Raw genomic sequence first — 15714 nt, 5'->3', positions numbered from 1 at the left:
CCCGAACAGGACCGTGAAACGACTCTACGCCGATGATAGTGCGGATTCCCGTGTGAAAGTAGGTAATCGTCAGGCTCCCTAAGCCAGAAACCCCCGCCCGAAAGGCGGGGGTTTTTGCATTGGCGCGGCGCGAACGGCGTGCGCAGCACATGCCGGACGTGTTGGCGGGCTAACGCCCGTGACCTGCGCGTATCTCAACCGCAACTCTCCGTCGCGGTTCAGCGAGGAGCAGATTACCGGGGACTGACGGAGGCCGATGCGGGCATGAAACTCGCAGACCTGTATCGCAAGCACGATATATCGGATGCGAGGTTCTTTGTTCGGCAACACCATCGACCAGATGCTGCTCGAAGGTGAACCCTTGCAGGACATCGCTAACAACCGCCTAGTACGCGCCGCACTGCTGGCTCGTCATCTGTACGATTGTCCCCGGCTGGACTTGCCGGCCCATGCGCGTGCGCAGGCACACTCACCTGCGGGCTTGGCACGCCTGACCGGCCCCCGGTTTCCGCACCTGACCAGCCCGGTCAGCACAAAACTGCAGCAGTTCCTACAATGCCATCCGCTCGCGTAGTTCCCGCGCCTGCCGTCGCGACACTTCCACCTCGCCGCCGTCATCCAGCGTCAGGTCATAGCCATCGCCGATGCTCGGCGTGACCCCACGAATGCGCCGCAGGTTGATCAGCGTATTGCGGTTCGCACGGAAGAACAGTTCCGGCGGCAGCCGCGCCTCCAGCGCGCTCAGGCTGCGCGTCAGCAGCGCATTCTGGTCGCGGAACCACAGTCGCGTGTAGTTGCCGTCCACCACCAACCTGCGGATCTCGGACACCGCCACGAACCAGCAGCGTTCGCCTTCGCGCACGAACACCTGATCCTGCGCGCCCAGCATCGTGCGCGGCATTGGCTCCTCGACTGCCTTTGCCTCGCGCTGACGTGCGCGCTGTAACGCTTCCAGCAGGCGAGGCGCCTCCACTGGCTTGACCAGGTAGTCCAGTGCGTTGGCCTGGAACGCGCGCACGGCATAGGTGTCGTAAGCGGTGACGAACACCACGGCGGGCACCGTGTCCACCCCTTCCAGTACATCGAAGCCGCTGCCGGAAGGCATCTGTACATCCAGCAGCACCAGGTCCGGTGCCAGCGTGGCAATTGCATCGCGCGCAGTCGGCACGTCATCGGCCTCACCCACGCATTCCACCCATGGCAGCATCGACAGCAACGTGCGCAGCTCCTGCCGCGCCAATCTCGCATCGTCGACGATCAACACGCGCAGCGGTGCACTCATTGCGGAATCTCCACGATGGCCTGCATACGCTCTTCCACCGACTGCAGGGCAAAGCGCCCGCGCGTGCCTAGCTGTGCGCGCAGGTAGGCGAGGCCGACACCATGACCATGGGTTTCAGGGCTACCCGTGCCGATCGGATTGTCCACCTGCAGGCGCAGCAGGCCATCGTCCAGCGTGGCGCGGATACGCACTTCGCCACCGCCCGGGCGAGTGGCGATGCCATGCTTGATCGCGTTCTCCACCAGCAACTGCAGCGCCATCGCCGGCAACTGGGCCTGCCCGGCCCCGACAGCGATGTCCCTGCGCACCCGCAAGCGCTGCTCGAAGTGAATGGCCTCGATGGCCAGATAGTCGTCCACCACCGCGAGTTCCTCGGCCAGCGTTACCTGTTCGCTGCGGTTGTGGGCCAGCGCATGGCGCAACGTGCGGGACAGACGGGTGGCCATATCGCGCGCACGCTCGGGGTCTTCCAGGATCAGCGCGCGCAGGTTGTTCAAGGCATTGAACATGAAATGCGGGTTAAGCCGAGCGCGCAATGCGTCACGTTCCAGCGCGCTGCGCTCGGCCTCGGCACGCAGTCGAGCCAGTTCGCTGTGGCGGGCGTGGCGCAGGCCGTGCAGGCCAGCCCACAGACCCGTCCACAGCAGCAGAACCAGCGCGGTGTTCATCCAGTACACCAGCACCGACGACAACTGATAGTCGGCATGTCCGCCCCGCAGTTGCACCCAGCGCAGGGCTAGCGCCGGCAGCAGCAGTGCCGCCGTTACTGCCTGCGCCACGCTGGTGCCGACCACCACGCCGGCGGTCAGCTTCAACACCAAGCTGCCCAGGCTGCCGTTCCACCAGCCCTGGCGCAACGCCATCGAGCGCAGCGCACCGCTGCACAGCCACAACGAAATCGCCAGACTCAAGCTGATCAACACCGCACCGCTGACGACTTCGCCGTCGGTGAAGCGGCTGCCCGCCCACAGTCCGAACAAGCCGTAGGCCACCCACGCCAGTGCGTTGAGCGACCAGAAGCGGCGGGAGGAAGTCGTTGCGTCCACGGGCATGGCAGGTCTGCGGGTAAAGAGTCGTACAGCGTCAGGGATGTGCGGCCAGGAAGGTACGCACCTGGTCCTGCAGCCAGCGCGGATCATCCCACATCAGGAAATGGTAGCCGTACGCGCTCATCGCGATCTGCACGCCCTGCAGCTTCGCATACTGGGCCTGAAACACCGCCCGGATAGAAGCCTCGGTGCCTCCGAACGGCTGGTAGGCCGCCCAGGCGCCCAGCACCAGCACGGGGGCGTGGATGACGGCGATATCGTCGCGCAGATCGTGCACAAGCATCGAGTACATCGCATCGGCCATTGTCGCGCGGTCGGTGTCGCGGCCCCAGCGCTGCAGTTCGGGCAGGTGGTTGGCGCTGCGGGTCAGCGTTCTGGCAGTGGCATCGTTGCGCGTCCGGAAGCTGGCGTCGTCGGACGTGAGCAGGCCTCGGCGTAGTTGCCCGGCCATCGTCGCTACGTTCTGCGCATTCACCCGCGGATCCATGGCCGCCGCATAGAACGGCAGCGAATCGACGATCACGAGCGGGCCCACAGCCTCGGGCGCCTTCAGTGCCAGTTGCATCGCCAGCACACCACCCAGGCTGTGACCGACCACAGCCACCTTCCGCAAGTGCCGCGCGTGCAGATAAGACAGCAGCTCGTCGCGCATGGCCGACAGAAAATCGGCCGGGCGCGGACCCGCCGCCGCACCGGCAAAGCCCGGCAACTGCACCAGCAGGCATTGCACCTGCGGCTGCAGCGCCTCGCAGGTATCGCGCCAGACCTCGGCGCTGCTGTTCAGGCCGGGGATCATCAACAGAGGGCGGCCACCGCCAACCACCTCGATCTGTATCTTGCCCGGCACCATCGCCGCATCGGTGGCCGCGTGTGCCGGATCCGGGCCGAGCACGGCCGTCGCCATGCCGACCATTGCCAGTCGAGCCAGGGCCTTCATCGCGTTCTTCATCGTCTGTCCTTGCGGATGGGTAACACTGGATGCGGCCAGCGTAGCGCTTGTCGTGAAGCCTCGATTGTGATTTCGGAGCAACGGCCGCTGGCAAGGGCGAGCGGTCGAAAGGCCGGGACCGGAATAGCGTCGAATGCGCCGCCTCGGGCCTCCGTTGTTCTCGAGCGATCTACAGCGCTTTGCTGCCAATATCTCCCGGCACGCACTCCTTTACCTCACATCAATCGGCACGCCACCGAGTGCTCATCTAACGTCAATCCGTCCATGGGCAGTGCTGCAGTGGCCGACGATGAGCGATGTTTTCAGAAAATGGCCGTCAATTAATACATCTTGGCGAAAGACCTCCTGGGCCATCCACTGATCCGTCGACACGTTGCGCCGATGTGATCATCGGCGCACACAGCGAACTCAGCCCCAAATCGTCATGGAAATCTATGCGCATAAAGTCCATTCACGAGACAGGCCTGACAAAGCGGGGTGCAAGCCCTTCGGGGTAATATCGCCATTCGTCCCGATTCCCGGCGCTTCCAGGCAACCGCGGGTGGTCGGTGTCCCCATATTCCGTCTCCCGCATCGTTCATGACTGACAGCCCTGCCCAAGGTGGTCGGACGACCGACTTCTTGCCGTATCTTGTCGCCGCAACGTTCTTCATGGAGTACCTCGACACGACCGTGATCGCGACCGCGCTGCCGCAAATGGCGCGCTCGTTCGGCGTCGGGCCGAACGCGCTGAGCCTCGGGATGACCGCCTACATGCTGGCGCTGGCTGTGTTCATCCCGATCAGCGGCTGGATCGCGGACCGCTTTGGCTCGCGTACGGTGTTCGCCAGTGCAATCGTCGTCTTTACCGGTGCATCGGTGCTGTGCGGGTTGTCCGAGGGCGTCGTGACGTTCACGGCTGCGCGCCTGCTGCAAGGCGTGGGCGGAGCGATGATGGTGCCGGTCGGGCGCATGATCGTCGTTCGCAGTACCGAGAAAGCGAAGCTGATGCGTGCGATCGCGACGATCACGTGGCCGGGCATCGTCGCGCCCGTCGTCGGGCCGCCGATCGGCGGCTTCATCACGACCTATGCGTCATGGCGATGGATCTTCCTGCTGAACGTCCCGTTCGGCATTGCAGCACTGGTCTGCACCTGGCTGATCGTCCGGAACACGCGGGCCGACGAGCAACGGCCGCTCGACTGGGGCGGCTTCGTGCTCGCCGGGGGCGCGCTGACCTGCTTGCTGATCGGCACCGAAGCAGCCGGTCAGCAGGACGTCCACTTCACGCGCGCGGCCGTCCTGGTGGGCGCGAGCGTGCTGTTCGGCATTGCCGCGTGGTGGCATGCGCGACGTTGCGCACATCCGTTGCTCGATTTCACGACATTGAAAGTGCCGACGTTCTCGGTGACGGTGATCACCGGGTCGATCACACGGATGGCCATCAATGCCGTGCCGTACCTTCTGCCGCTGCTGTTCCAGATCGGTTTCGGGCTGTCGCCGTTCCAGTCCGGCCTGCTGCTGCTCGCGAGTGCGCTCGGCAATCTCGGGATGAAGGCGGGAACGTCGTGGATTCTCGATCGCTTCGGCTTCCGGCGCGTCGCACTCGTCGACGTGACGATAGTCGGCCTCTTCACGATCGCATGCGGCTGGCTGACCGCATCGACACCCTTGGCGATCACGCTGTTCGTCGTATTCGTCTACGGACTGACGCGGTCGATGCAGTTCACGACGCTCGCGACGCTGGCCTATGCGGATATCCCGGCTCAGCAGACAAGCGCGGCCAGCACGCTATGGAGCGCTGCTCAGCAGATGACGATCGGGATGGGCATCGCGTTCGGTGCGTTGTCGCTGCGACTCGCGGCGTTGGTGCGTGGCGATGCGGTCGGCATGCACTACGTGCTTGACGATTTCCGCTGGGCGTTCGTCGCGGCGGGCGTGCTCGCGTTGCTGACGTTGCCGGGCTACGCACGTCTTGCCTCCGATGCGGGCGACCGGCTGCGAGCAAATGTCGCGCGCGGATAGGCCCGGGTTTCACGCCGATTTTGTGCTGCGACAGGTGAGTGTTCCGGCTCGACGTCACTCACCTGAAACGTCGATCCGTCGTGCGGCGATGCGCCGAAGGGAGGCGAAAACGGTCATCTGTCACAGCGGGTGAATGAACTGATCGCGTCGTGATGCCCATCCGCGAAGCGTCCTGATCGATCGCGCGCGATTGGCACGTCGGATGTGCAGCATTTCCCGCCCGAATCCGCCGCTGTGACGGATGGCATGACAGCGTCGTGCTCGTCCCGATCGCCGTCACTGTGCGTCATGGAAGATGATGCCGACCGTGTGGCGATGGCCGCTCCGAATCCGGCTGACGCCGTGGCGCAGGTTGACGCGATAGACGCCGCGCGTTCCCTGCACGGGCCTGCCGTGCACGGCGAAGATGACGGCGTCGCCTTGCGTCAGCGGCACCACTTCCGCGCGCGACTGCATGCGTGGCCGCTGTTCCGTCAGCACGAATTCCCCGCCGGTGAAATCGCGGCCCGGCGCCGACAACAGGATCGCGACCTGGAGCGGAAAGACGTGCTCGCCATACAGGTCCTGATGGAGGCAGTTGTAGTCGTCGGCGCCGTATTGCAGGATCAGCGGCGTCGGTCGTGTCTGTCCCGCTGCGTGGCAGCGATCGAGGAAGGTCGCGTGGTCTGCCGGATAGCGGATGTCGATCCCGAGCGCCTTGTTCCAGCGATTCGCGATTGGCGCGAGATGCGGGTAGGTCGTCGCACGCAGCTCGGCGATGATCGCCGGGAGCGGATATGCGAAATACTTGTATTCGCCGCGCCCGAACCCGTGCCGTGCCATCACGACGCGCGAGCGATAGAGCGCATCGCGCGGATAGAGCGACGCGATCGTCGCGCATTCGCTTGCCGAGATCAGGCCCTCCACGCGCGCGCATCCGTGGCGATCGAGATCGGCATCGACAGTCGTCCAGTCGATCGCGTCGACGCGTTGCGCGATTTCCGGCGATTCGACGGCAGGTTGCAGGTCGGCGATGTTCACGGGCGTCCCTCGGTTCGTCGGCAATGTGGCGCCATGCAGTCGCGCGAAATGCTTCGGCAACGTCGTTCGCACGGTTGAGTCCACGGTAAATGTTGATGAGCCCAGTCTACGGATGTCCATGCACCGGCGCGCTCCGGATCTTGCGCTTCAATTCGGGAAAGGAAGAGGGCGAGCGCTCGCGACGGCATGGACGCACCGGGTGCCTCGACGAGTCGAATGGGAGAAGCGGAGAAGCGAGGGCCGAATCTTCTGCAGCAGGTAGCCGGCTCCTGCCGGCCACCCGCCGAATCACCGCTTACACCACCGACCGGAACAGCCAATAGAGCCCGCCGGCAAGTACGATCGACGCGGGCAGCGTCAGCACCCACGCCAGTACGAGGCTGCGCACCGTGCCCCATTGCAGGCCCGATCCGTTCGCCGCCATCGTGCCTGCGACGCCCGACGACAGCACGTGCGTCGTCGACACGGGCAATCCGTACACGTCGGCCGCGCCGATCGTGAGCATCGCGACGAGTTCGGCCGATGCGCCCTGTCCGTACGTCAGGTGCTGCTTGCCGATTTTCTCGCCGACGGTCACGACGATTCGCTTCCAGCCAACCATCGTGCCGAGGCCGAGTGCGATCGCGACCGCAACCTTCACCCACGTCGGAATGAACTTGGTCGCGTGGTCGAGCTGTTTGCGATAGTTGTCGATTGCGAGCTTGTCGTCGGCAGCGAACGCGGGTTGGCCGGATTTTTCGATCAGGCGAATTGCTTCGGACACCAGATACATCGTGTTGCGCACGTTGTCGACGTCACGCTGCGGCACGGCCGCCATCGAGCCCGACGCGCCGACCGCGGTCGCGAGCGACGTGGACAACTGCTGAACGGCGGGGATCACGGCCGGCGTCATTTCGCGATGCTGGACGTAAAGCTCGACGTCGGCGCGCGGGTTCGCGGACGGTGCGATGCCGTTCGTGTACTTCCCGAACGTCGCGGCTGCCTGGTTCGCGACCGCAACGAAGGTCTGTGTCTCGGCCGGCGTGACGGCCTTGTTCAGCGCGTAGGCGGTCGGCACCGTGCCGATCAGGATCAGCATGATGAGGCCCATCCCTTTCTGCCCGTCGTTCGAGCCGTGCGCGAACGATACGCCGGTGCAGGTCAGGATCAGCAGGCAACGAATCCAGAACGGCGGCGGCTGGTCTTTCGGCGGCTCCTTGTACAGCTCGGGAATCCGCACGAGGGTTTTCAGCACGAGCAGCAGTAGCGCCGCGCACAGGAAGCCGACGATCGGCGAGAACAGCAGCGACTTGCCGACGCCGAGCGCCTGGCCCCAGTCGACGCCGCTCGTGCCGGATGGCCCGTGCATCAGCTGATTCATCAGCCCGACGCCGATGATCGACCCGATCAGCGTATGCGAGCTCGACGACGGCAATCCGAAATACCAGGTCGCGAGGTTCCACACGATCGCGGCGATCAGCAACGCGAACACCATCGCGAAGCCCGCGCCGCTGCCGACCTGCAGGATCAGCTCGACCGGCAGCAGTTGCAGGATGCCGAACGCGACGGCGCCGCTCGAGATCATCACGCCGAGGAAGTTCCACAGGCCGGACCAGATCACCGCGACGTTCGGCGTCAGCGAGTGCGTATAGATCACGGTGGCCACCGCGTTCGCGGTGTCGTGGAAGCCGTTGACGAATTCGAAGCCGAGCGCGATCAGCAGCGCGGCGCCGAGCATCAGGTACGGGAACAGGGATCCTTCGCGCATCGGCGACAGATCGTCGATCAGGTGCGTGGCGATATAGATCGCACCGATCGCGAGCACCAGCAGGAAGACGGCCAAGCCGAGCTGCCTGGTGCGCTCGACGGAACCCGAATTGTTCGGGGCAGACGAAGCAGGTTGATTCATGACGGTGTCTCGTAAGGGAACCGCGTCCGATCCTAGCTTCGGCTAGCAGTCAGTTTGATGACAGCAGGGAGTGCGAACGATGTGTCTTACAGTGACGTAAGGTGAGCGTTGGCATGCAATTGCAATTGTGATGGCGGCACGACACGACACGTCGGCTTGTGTCGTGGTCGATATCGCGAACGCAACACGGCAGGAGGCTATGTGGCGGTGTCGCGCCGCTCGTCGTCGGCGATCAACATCCATCCGTGCGGTGACGCGGCGAATGTCGTGCACGACAGCGGTGCGACGTCGATGCGGGTTGCCGCGTCGGGATCCATCCGCAGCGCATGCGCGATGGCCGCGCGAACGATCGGCGCGTGCGTGATGGCGACGATGTCGCGGTGGTGTTGCAGCGCGTTCAACCATGTGCCGACGCGGCATATCGCTGCGTCGAACGATTCACCGCCGTGCGGCGACGCGGACGGATTGCCGATCCACGCGCCCAATTCGTCGGGAAAGTCGCGCGCGAGGTCGTGCAGCCGCTTGCCGCGCCAGTTTCGGTAGTCGATGTCACGCAGTGCGTCATCGATGTCGGCATGCAGGCCGAGCGCATCGGCGGTCTGCACCGCGCAGCGGGCCGGGCTGCACAGCACGAGCGCGCCGGTGATGCCTGTCCACCGGTCGCGCCGCGCCGCGGCTTCGGCGAGCCCGTGCGCGTCGAGCGGATCGTCGTCGGGAAACGCGCCGGTACGCATCGCCCGGGTCGATGCGTGTGCGATCAGGCGCAGCGAGGCATGCTGGTTCATGTCGTTTTTCGGATGATCCGGGACGGGGGTGTTCGTTCACCTGGCGCCGCTTCAATACGCGAACGTTCGCGCGTACAATTCGCCCGATACGAAACGCGGAAGCCGGTTCAATTCCGGCGCGGTCGCGCCACTGTAACCGGTGATCCATGATCCCGGAAGCCAGACCTGCCTTCGTACCCATCCAACATTTGTCGGGGCGCGATTCCCCTGAGGTGCATCCATGAGCGAAGCAGTGCTGAAGCCGGCGGTCGTGCCGGCGCCCATCCCCGTCCGTGAACTGTTGCCGTGGGCCGTGTTCGTCGGCCTGATCCTGTTGCTCGCGATTTATTTCGTCGGCGCGGAACAGGGGGCAACGTCGCTCGTGCCGGGCATGTACGTCCACGAGTTCGTCCACGACGGCCGCCATCTGCTCGGCTTCCCCTGCCACTGACGCGGAGTACACGATGGTCGGAAAGCTGCTCATGCGCGGGATGCTCGCAGGCATCGCCGCAGGCCTCCTGACGTTCGGTTTCGCCAAACTCGTCGGCGAACCGCAAGTCGATCAGGCAATCTCCTTTGAAGAAAAACTCGACGCCGCCAAGGGCGACGCGCCGGAACCCGAGCTGGTAAGCCGCCACACGCAGGCCGGCATCGGCTTGCTGACCGGCGTCGTCACGTACGGCGCGGCCTTCGGCGGGCTGTTCTCGCTGGTCTTTGCGTATGCCTATGGCCGAGGCAGCCGCCTCCCGGCGCGGCCGCTGGCCGCGTGGCTCGCGCTGGCGGCGTTCATCGCGCTCGTGATCGTGCCGAACATCAAGTACCCGGCCAATCCGCCGTCGGTCGGCGACCCCGACACGATCGGCTATCGCACGGGCTTGTTTTTCCTGATGATCGCGATCTCGATCGCGACGATGGTGTTCTCGGTCAACGTGCGCCGCCACCTGCTGGCGAAGCTCGGGCAATGGAACGCGTCGATCGTCGCGGGGCTCGTGTTCATCGCGATCATCGCGGCCGTGCAACTCGGGCTGCCGTCGATCAACGAGGTGCCGGCCGCCTTCCCGGCCGTCGTCCTGTGGAAGTTCCGCGCCGCGGCGATCGGCATGCAGGTGATCATGTGGACGACGATCGGCCTGCTGTTCGGCGCATGGGTCGAGCGCGGCGAACGCATCGGCATGCGCGCCGCCTGACGCGCATGGCAACGGGGGGCGCCTAGCGCAGCATGCGCGGCGCGCTCCTCGTCGATTCGCGCGCCAGCGCGACGAACGCGGCCAGATAGTCGATCGATTCATCCGCTTCACGGATGCCGAGGAAGATCTGCTTCGCGATCCCCTTCTTGCCAAGCTTGACCGGCACGACCGGCATCCGGTCTGCGTATTCGTCGGCAAGCCATCTCGGCAGCGCGGCCACGCCGCGTTCGCTCGCCACCATCTGCAGCATGATGTCGGTCGTCTCGATCGACTTGTGCCGCTTCGGCACGATGCCCGCCGGCGTCAGGAACTGGGTGTAGATGTCGAGCCGGTCGGTTTCGACAGGATAGGTGATCAGGACCTCGTCGTTGAGCTGTTCCGGCGTCACGTATTCGGCGTTCGCAAAACGGTGTGAATCGGCGACCACCAGCACCTGTTCGTAGTCGAACACCGGGTCGAAGCGCAGGCCCGGCTTGTTCAGCGGATCGGGCGTCACGAGCACGTCGATGTCATAGCCGAACAGCGCGCCGATGCCGCCGAACTGGAAGCGCTGCTTCACGTCGACGTCGACGTCGGGCCAGCGCGACAGGTACGGCGACACGACCTTCAGGAGCCACTGGTAGCACGGGTGGCACTCCATCCCGATGCGCAGCGTGCCGCGCTCACCCTTTGCGTACTGCTTCATCCGCTCCTCGGCGAGCTCGAACTGCGGCAGCAGCCGGTTCGCCAGCTTCAGCAGATACTGCCCGCCCTGCGTGAGCCGCAGGCCGCGACCTTCCCGATTCCAGATCGGCGTACCGAGCTGCTGCTCGATTTTCCGGACGGTATGGCTGAGCGCCGATTGCGTGAGGTGCAGCGTATTGGCGGCCGCAGTCAGCGAGCCCTGGCGCTCGACTTCACGAATGACGACAAGATGGAATCGTTCCAGCATGGATTTCGCTCGCGCAACAGAAACATGAATGACTTTAATGGATGAATGAAATAATGCCATTTTATTTCATGATTTGAAATCCCTATCATGGCTCCCGGACATTCAATTTCTCTTCTGGACGGAAGCTCATGGTCACGACCCACAACCTTGGTTTTCCGCGCATCGGCGCGAAGCGCGAACTCAAGTTCGGTCTCGAACGCTACTGGAAGGGCGAATCGTCGCGCGACGAGCTGAAGGCACTCGGCGCCGAGTTGCGCCGGCGTCACTGGAACGACCAGCGCGACCTGGGCCTGGCCCCGGTCGGCGACTTCGCGTTCTACGACCAGGTGCTCGACATGAGCTTCACGCTTGGCAACTTGCCGAAGCGCGTGCAAGGCTTCCACGGCGACGTGCTCGACAACTATTTCCGCGTCGCGCGCGGCCGTTCGGCGCAGTCGGCGGAAGAACATGCCGCGTGCTGCGGTGGTGTCGCGGCCGGTGAAATGACGAAGTGGTTCGATACGAACTACCACTACATCGTGCCGGAGTTCCACGCGGACACGAACTTCTCGCTCGATCCGTCGCGCCTGCTGCAGCAACTGGCGGAAGCGCAGGCACAGGGCGTGGCCGCGAAGCCGGTGATCATCGGCCCCGTCACGTACCTGTGGCTCGGCAAGGCGAAGGACGATTCCGACCGCCTCGCGCTGCTGCCGAAGCTGCTGCCGGTATACGGCGCGCTGCTCGACACGCTGACCGCGCAGGGCGTCGAATGGATACAGGTCGACGAACCGATCCTCGTCACCGAACTCGACGACGAATGGCAGCAAGCATTCAAGACCGCGTACGCGGCGCTCGAAACGCGCCGGATCAAGGTGCTGCTCGCGACGTACTTCGGCCAGTTGCAGAGCAATCTGGCGCTCGCGAGCTCGCTGCCGGTCGACGGCCTGCATGTCGACGCGATCAACGCACGCGACGAAGTCGACGCGCTGGTACGTGAACTGCCGGCCGAGCGGGTGCTGTCGGTGGGCGCGATCAACGGCCGCAACATCTGGAAGACGGACCTGAACGCGACGCTCGACTGGCTCGAGCCGCTCGCGAAGCAACTGGGCGATCGCCTGTGGCTTGCGCCGTCGTGCTCGCTGCTGCACGTGCCGGTCGATCTCGCGAGCGAGGAGAAGCTCGACGCGGAAATCCGCTCGTGGCTCGCGTTCGCGCTGCAGAAGCTCGACGAGCTGAAGGTGCTCGCGACCGCACTGAACGAAGGCCGCGACAAGGTGGCCGATGCGCTGGCCGCGAACGCCGCCGCGATCCATTCGCGTCGCAACTCGCCGCGTGTGAACAACCCGGCGGTGAAGGCCGCGATCGCCCGGATGGACGCGCAGCTCGGCAACCGCGTGAGCCCCTATCCGCAGCGCGCGCCGAAGCAGTCGGCACGCCTGAACCTGCCGGCGTTTCCGACGACGACGATCGGCTCGTTCCCGCAGACCGGCGAAATCCGTCAGGCCCGCAGCCGGTTCAAGGCCGGCGCGCTCGATGAAGCCGGCTACCGCAAGGCGATGCAGGCCGAGATCGAACGCAGCGTCCGCGAGCAGGAATCGCTCGAACTCGACGTGCTCGTGCACGGCGAAGCCGAGCGTAACGACATGGTCGAATACTTCGGCGAGCAACTCGACGGCTACGCGTTCAGCCAGTTCGGCTGGGTGCAGTCGTACGGTTCGCGTTGCGTGAAGCCGCCGATCCTGTTCGGCGACATCAGCCGTCCGAAGGCGATGACGGTCGAATGGATCACGTACGCGCAGTCGCTGACGAACAAGCCGATGAAGGGCATGTTGACCGGCCCCGTGACGATCCTGAACTGGTCGTTCGTGCGCGACGACCAGCCGCGCTCGGTGTCGTGCTACCAGCTCGCGCTGGCGATCCGCGAGGAAGTGCTCGATCTCGAGAAGGCCGGTGTGCGCGTGATCCAGATCGACGAGGCTGCGCTGCGCGAAGGGCTGCCGCTGCGCCGCGCGCAGTGGGGCGAGTACCTGAAGTGGGCGGTCGAATCGTTTCGCGTCGCCGCGAACGGCGTGCAGGACGAAACGCAGATTCATACGCACATGTGTTATTCGGAGTTCAACGACATCATCGCGTCGATCGCCGACATGGATGCGGACGTGATCACGATCGAGACGTCGCGCTCGGACATGGAACTGCTCGACGCATTCGACACCTTCAAGTATCCGAACGAAATCGGGCCGGGCGTGTACGACATTCACTCGCCGAACATTCCGACGCAGGAGCACATCGTCGGCCTGATGAAGAAGGCGGCTGAGCGGATTCCAGCGGAGCGGCTATGGGTGAACCCGGACTGCGGCCTGAAGACGCGCCAGTGGGCGGAAGTGATTCCGGCGCTGACGAACATGGTCGCCGCCGCGAAGACGCTGCGCAACCAGGTGCAATAACACGCGCTGCGCGGATCGATGATCCGGCGGTGGGTGTCGCACCGGTCGAGACCGTTCCGGGCAGGCGCCGGGACGCGTCGTTTCCACTATTGTCGCCGCGACATCATGATCCGGCGCGGCGATCGCGGGCGGGACGGCGTCGGATCGGACGCCGGCCGGCTTGTTCATTCGGATGGGAGAAGCGCATCATGAGCCAGGCCGCGAACGACGCAATCGACCGATTGCTGAAGGCGCTCGAGGACGGCAGCGACGATTGCTGGGCGATCTACGAGGAAATCGGCCGGGTGGTCGTGAGCCGGCTGCTGCGTACCGACCGGGCGATGCTGCGTGACATGGCCAGCGCATGGATCGCAAGCGACGATGCGCAGGCGACTCTGATTGATACCGATCGCGATTCACCGGATCTCGGTGCGGCGCAAGCGCGCGCCGAGCAGGCGGACGGCGCGATGCGCGCCGTCATTCTGAATACCGTATTCGGTACGGAGCGAACATGACGACCGTCGACAAACGCAAACCGCTTTCGCGGCCCGGTGGCTACAGCGAGGACGGGGAATACAACTGGCGCACGGGCGGTGGTTCGGCGCACATGATCGAGGTCAGCCAACGCGAGACGTTCTATCGGCAGGCGTACTGCGGATGCACGTATTCGCCGCGCGACGCCAACCTGCAGCGCAAGTCGAACGGTCGTGAACCGATCCGGGGCGGCGTGATGTATTAGGCGCGGACGCGCCGGAGGGCGGCGAGGAAGGCTGAACGCGGTGTAGCCGGAAAGACGGGCGCGTGGCGGCCGGAGTCGGGCAAAGAAGAAGCGGCCTTCAACGAAGGCCGCTTTTTTTGCATGAGACGCGGGCGGGCGAAGCGGCCAGCCCGGTGTTTATGTGCGTTACGCGGTGCGAGCTGCGTGCGGCAACGTGTCGGCCGTCTTGCGCGGCGCGCCCGCATCGTCGATGCTCACGCGGCGCGAAATCAGCCACACGCACAGCGACGACAGGATCGCGGCGCTCGTGTACTGGAGCGCGAGCGGCCACCATTGCGGCGCGGTGTTCTGCGCGATGATGGTCGCGACGAGCGGCGTGAGGCCGCCGGCCAGCGCGCCGCACACCTGGTACGCGATCGAGATCGCCGTGTAGCGGATGCGTGCGACGAAGATGCCGCTGACGAAGCCCGCGACCACCGAGTAGTAGCCCGATTCCGCGAGCGTCGCGAGGCCGACGCCGACGGTGATCGACAGCGGCGTGCTCATGTGCACGAGCGGCAGCATGACGAACGGGACGATCGCGGCCCATGCGCCGGTGATCAGCAGCACGCGCGTGGTGCCGAAACGCTGCGCGAGGAACGCGGCCGCGAGCTGCACGACGAACTGCAGTACGGCGACGATCGTCATGCAATGCAGCACCATCGACCGGTCGAGCGACAGGAACTGCGTCGCATAGCTGATCATGAAGATGTTGCTGAAGTACACGCCGGCGATGCCGTACACGTTCGCACCGATGGCGAGCAGCAGCAGCGGCCAGTACTTGAGCGCTTCCCGCAGCGGTTTTTGCGCGATGTTGCCGCTCTTCTTGACTTCCTCGAACTCGGGCGATTCGGACACGCTCGCGCGGATCACGAAGCCGACGATCAGCAGTACGGAACTCGCGAGGAACGGTACGCGCCAGCCCCAGCTCATCATGTCTTCCTTCGACAGCGTGCTGATCGCGCCGAACGCGAGCATCGACAGGATCAGGCCGCTCGCGCTGCCAAGCTGCGCGAACGACGCGAAGAACGTGCGCTTGCCTTCCGGCGCATGCTCGCCCGCGAGCAGCACCGCGCCGCCCCATTCGCCGCCGACCGCGATGCCTTGCAGCACGCGCATCAGCACGAGCAGGATCGGTGCAATCACGCCGGCTTGCGCATGGGTCGGCAGCAGGCCGATCGCGACCGTCGACACGGCCATCAGCATCAGCGTCGCGAGCAGTGAACGCTTGCGGCCGAAGCGGTCGCCGAGGTAGCCGAACATCACGCCGCCGAGCGGCCGTGCGAAGAAGCCGACCGCGAACGAGCCGAACGATGCGAGCAGGCTGACGAAGCGGTTTTCGCCGGGAAAGAACAGCGGCCCGAACACGATGGCGGCGGCGGTCGCGTAGCTATAGAAGTCGTACCACTCGATCGTGGTGCCGACGAACGACGCGAGCGCCGCCCGCTTGGGTTGCTTGACGGAAGTCCCCATCTTGATTT

The 15714-nt window shown here is 64.9% G+C and carries 15 protein-coding genes and 1 riboswitch; of the genes, 7 read left to right on the top strand and 8 right to left on the bottom strand.

Translation table 11 applies throughout. The features are described from left to right. Positions 1-304: 304 nt before the first annotated feature. Positions 305-574, top strand: a complete 270-nt coding sequence (locus LGN17_RS35610) for a hypothetical protein (RefSeq protein ID WP_226201459.1) — start codon at positions 305-307, stop codon at positions 572-574. Here LGN17_RS35610 and LGN17_RS35605 read toward each other — a convergent pair. The 3 genes from LGN17_RS35605 to LGN17_RS35595 are packed head-to-tail and all read right to left on the bottom strand — an operon-like array spanning position 551 to position 3280. After that, complete coding sequence (locus tag LGN17_RS35605; RefSeq protein ID WP_226201458.1) at positions 551-1282, bottom strand: LytR/AlgR family response regulator transcription factor; 732 nt, start codon at positions 1280-1282, stop codon at positions 551-553. The two genes, LGN17_RS35610 and LGN17_RS35605, sit on opposite strands and share 24 nt — an antisense overlap. Then, on the bottom strand, positions 1279-2334 hold the full coding sequence (locus LGN17_RS35600; RefSeq protein WP_226201457.1) for a sensor histidine kinase: 1056 nt from the start codon (positions 2332-2334) through the stop codon (positions 1279-1281). The genes LGN17_RS35605 and LGN17_RS35600 overlap by 4 nt, the downstream gene beginning before the upstream one ends. Before the next feature lie 31 nt (positions 2335-2365). Continuing rightward, positions 2366-3280: an alpha/beta fold hydrolase gene (locus tag LGN17_RS35595; protein ID WP_226201456.1), complete on the bottom strand. Its 915-nt coding sequence runs from the start codon at positions 3278-3280 to the stop codon at positions 2366-2368. Between the two features lie 579 nt (positions 3281-3859). Here LGN17_RS35595 and LGN17_RS35590 point away from each other — a divergent pair. Next, the gene (locus tag LGN17_RS35590; RefSeq protein WP_226201455.1) at positions 3860-5284 is read left to right on the top strand and encodes a DHA2 family efflux MFS transporter permease subunit; all 1425 of its coding nucleotides are present in this window, start codon (positions 3860-3862) and stop codon (positions 5282-5284) included. Between the two features lie 276 nt (positions 5285-5560). Here the strand turns inward: LGN17_RS35590 and LGN17_RS35585 are convergent, their stop codons facing one another. The 3 genes from LGN17_RS35585 to LGN17_RS35575 form a co-directional block, all read right to left on the bottom strand. Then, positions 5561-6304 (bottom strand): 2OG-Fe(II) oxygenase, encoded by a 744-nt coding sequence (locus tag LGN17_RS35585; protein WP_226201454.1) that lies wholly within the window; start codon positions 6302-6304, stop codon positions 5561-5563. 295 nt (positions 6305-6599) lie between these two features. Next, complete coding sequence (locus LGN17_RS35580) at positions 6600-8192, bottom strand: inorganic phosphate transporter (protein ID WP_226201453.1); 1593 nt, start codon at positions 8190-8192, stop codon at positions 6600-6602. Between the two features lie 197 nt (positions 8193-8389). Continuing rightward, the gene (locus tag LGN17_RS35575) at positions 8390-8977 is read right to left on the bottom strand and encodes a histidine phosphatase family protein (protein WP_226201452.1); all 588 of its coding nucleotides are present in this window, start codon (positions 8975-8977) and stop codon (positions 8390-8392) included. A 45-nt stretch (positions 8978-9022) separates the two neighbouring features. Continuing rightward, positions 9023-9165: riboswitch (cobalamin riboswitch) on the top strand. Between the two features lie 32 nt (positions 9166-9197). On the opposite strand from LGN17_RS35575, the gene LGN17_RS35570 reads away from it, so the two are divergent. Beyond that, positions 9198-9407: a CbtB domain-containing protein gene (locus LGN17_RS35570; RefSeq protein ID WP_011353973.1), complete on the top strand. Its 210-nt coding sequence runs from the start codon at positions 9198-9200 to the stop codon at positions 9405-9407. A 13-nt stretch (positions 9408-9420) separates the two neighbouring features. Then, on the top strand, positions 9421-10143 hold the full coding sequence (locus LGN17_RS35565; RefSeq protein WP_226201451.1) for a CbtA family protein: 723 nt from the start codon (positions 9421-9423) through the stop codon (positions 10141-10143). A 22-nt stretch (positions 10144-10165) separates the two neighbouring features. Here the strand turns inward: LGN17_RS35565 and LGN17_RS35560 are convergent, their stop codons facing one another. Then, positions 10166-11074: a LysR substrate-binding domain-containing protein gene (locus LGN17_RS35560; protein WP_226201450.1), complete on the bottom strand. Its 909-nt coding sequence runs from the start codon at positions 11072-11074 to the stop codon at positions 10166-10168. Positions 11075-11202: 128 nt separating this feature from the next. Here LGN17_RS35560 and metE point away from each other — a divergent pair, with 128 nt between their 5' ends. The 3 genes from metE to LGN17_RS35545 all read left to right on the top strand — a co-directional run bounded on the left by metE (position 11203) and on the right by LGN17_RS35545 (position 14215). After that, positions 11203-13497: a 5-methyltetrahydropteroyltriglutamate--homocysteine S-methyltransferase gene (gene metE / locus LGN17_RS35555; protein WP_226201449.1), complete on the top strand. Its 2295-nt coding sequence runs from the start codon at positions 11203-11205 to the stop codon at positions 13495-13497. Between the two features lie 221 nt (positions 13498-13718). Next, complete coding sequence (locus tag LGN17_RS35550) at positions 13719-13991, top strand: hypothetical protein (protein ID WP_208457817.1); 273 nt, start codon at positions 13719-13721, stop codon at positions 13989-13991. Beyond that, positions 13988-14215 (top strand): epoxyqueuosine reductase QueH, encoded by a 228-nt coding sequence (locus tag LGN17_RS35545; RefSeq protein ID WP_413227070.1) that lies wholly within the window; start codon positions 13988-13990, stop codon positions 14213-14215. The genes LGN17_RS35550 and LGN17_RS35545 overlap by 4 nt, the downstream gene beginning before the upstream one ends. 165 nt (positions 14216-14380) lie before the next feature. Here the strand turns inward: LGN17_RS35545 and LGN17_RS35540 are convergent, their stop codons facing one another. Further along, positions 14381-15706, bottom strand: a complete 1326-nt coding sequence (locus LGN17_RS35540) for an MFS transporter (RefSeq protein ID WP_226201448.1) — start codon at positions 15704-15706, stop codon at positions 14381-14383. Between the last annotated feature and the right edge of the window lie 8 nt (positions 15707-15714).

The sequence above is a fragment of the Burkholderia sp. AU30280 genome (genome assembly GCF_020420125.1).
In the GTDB taxonomy this organism is placed as follows: domain Bacteria; phylum Pseudomonadota; class Gammaproteobacteria; order Burkholderiales; family Burkholderiaceae; genus Burkholderia.
The sequence above is the reverse complement of the archived record's forward strand: the minus strand, read 5'-3'. Positions and strand labels throughout refer to the sequence as shown.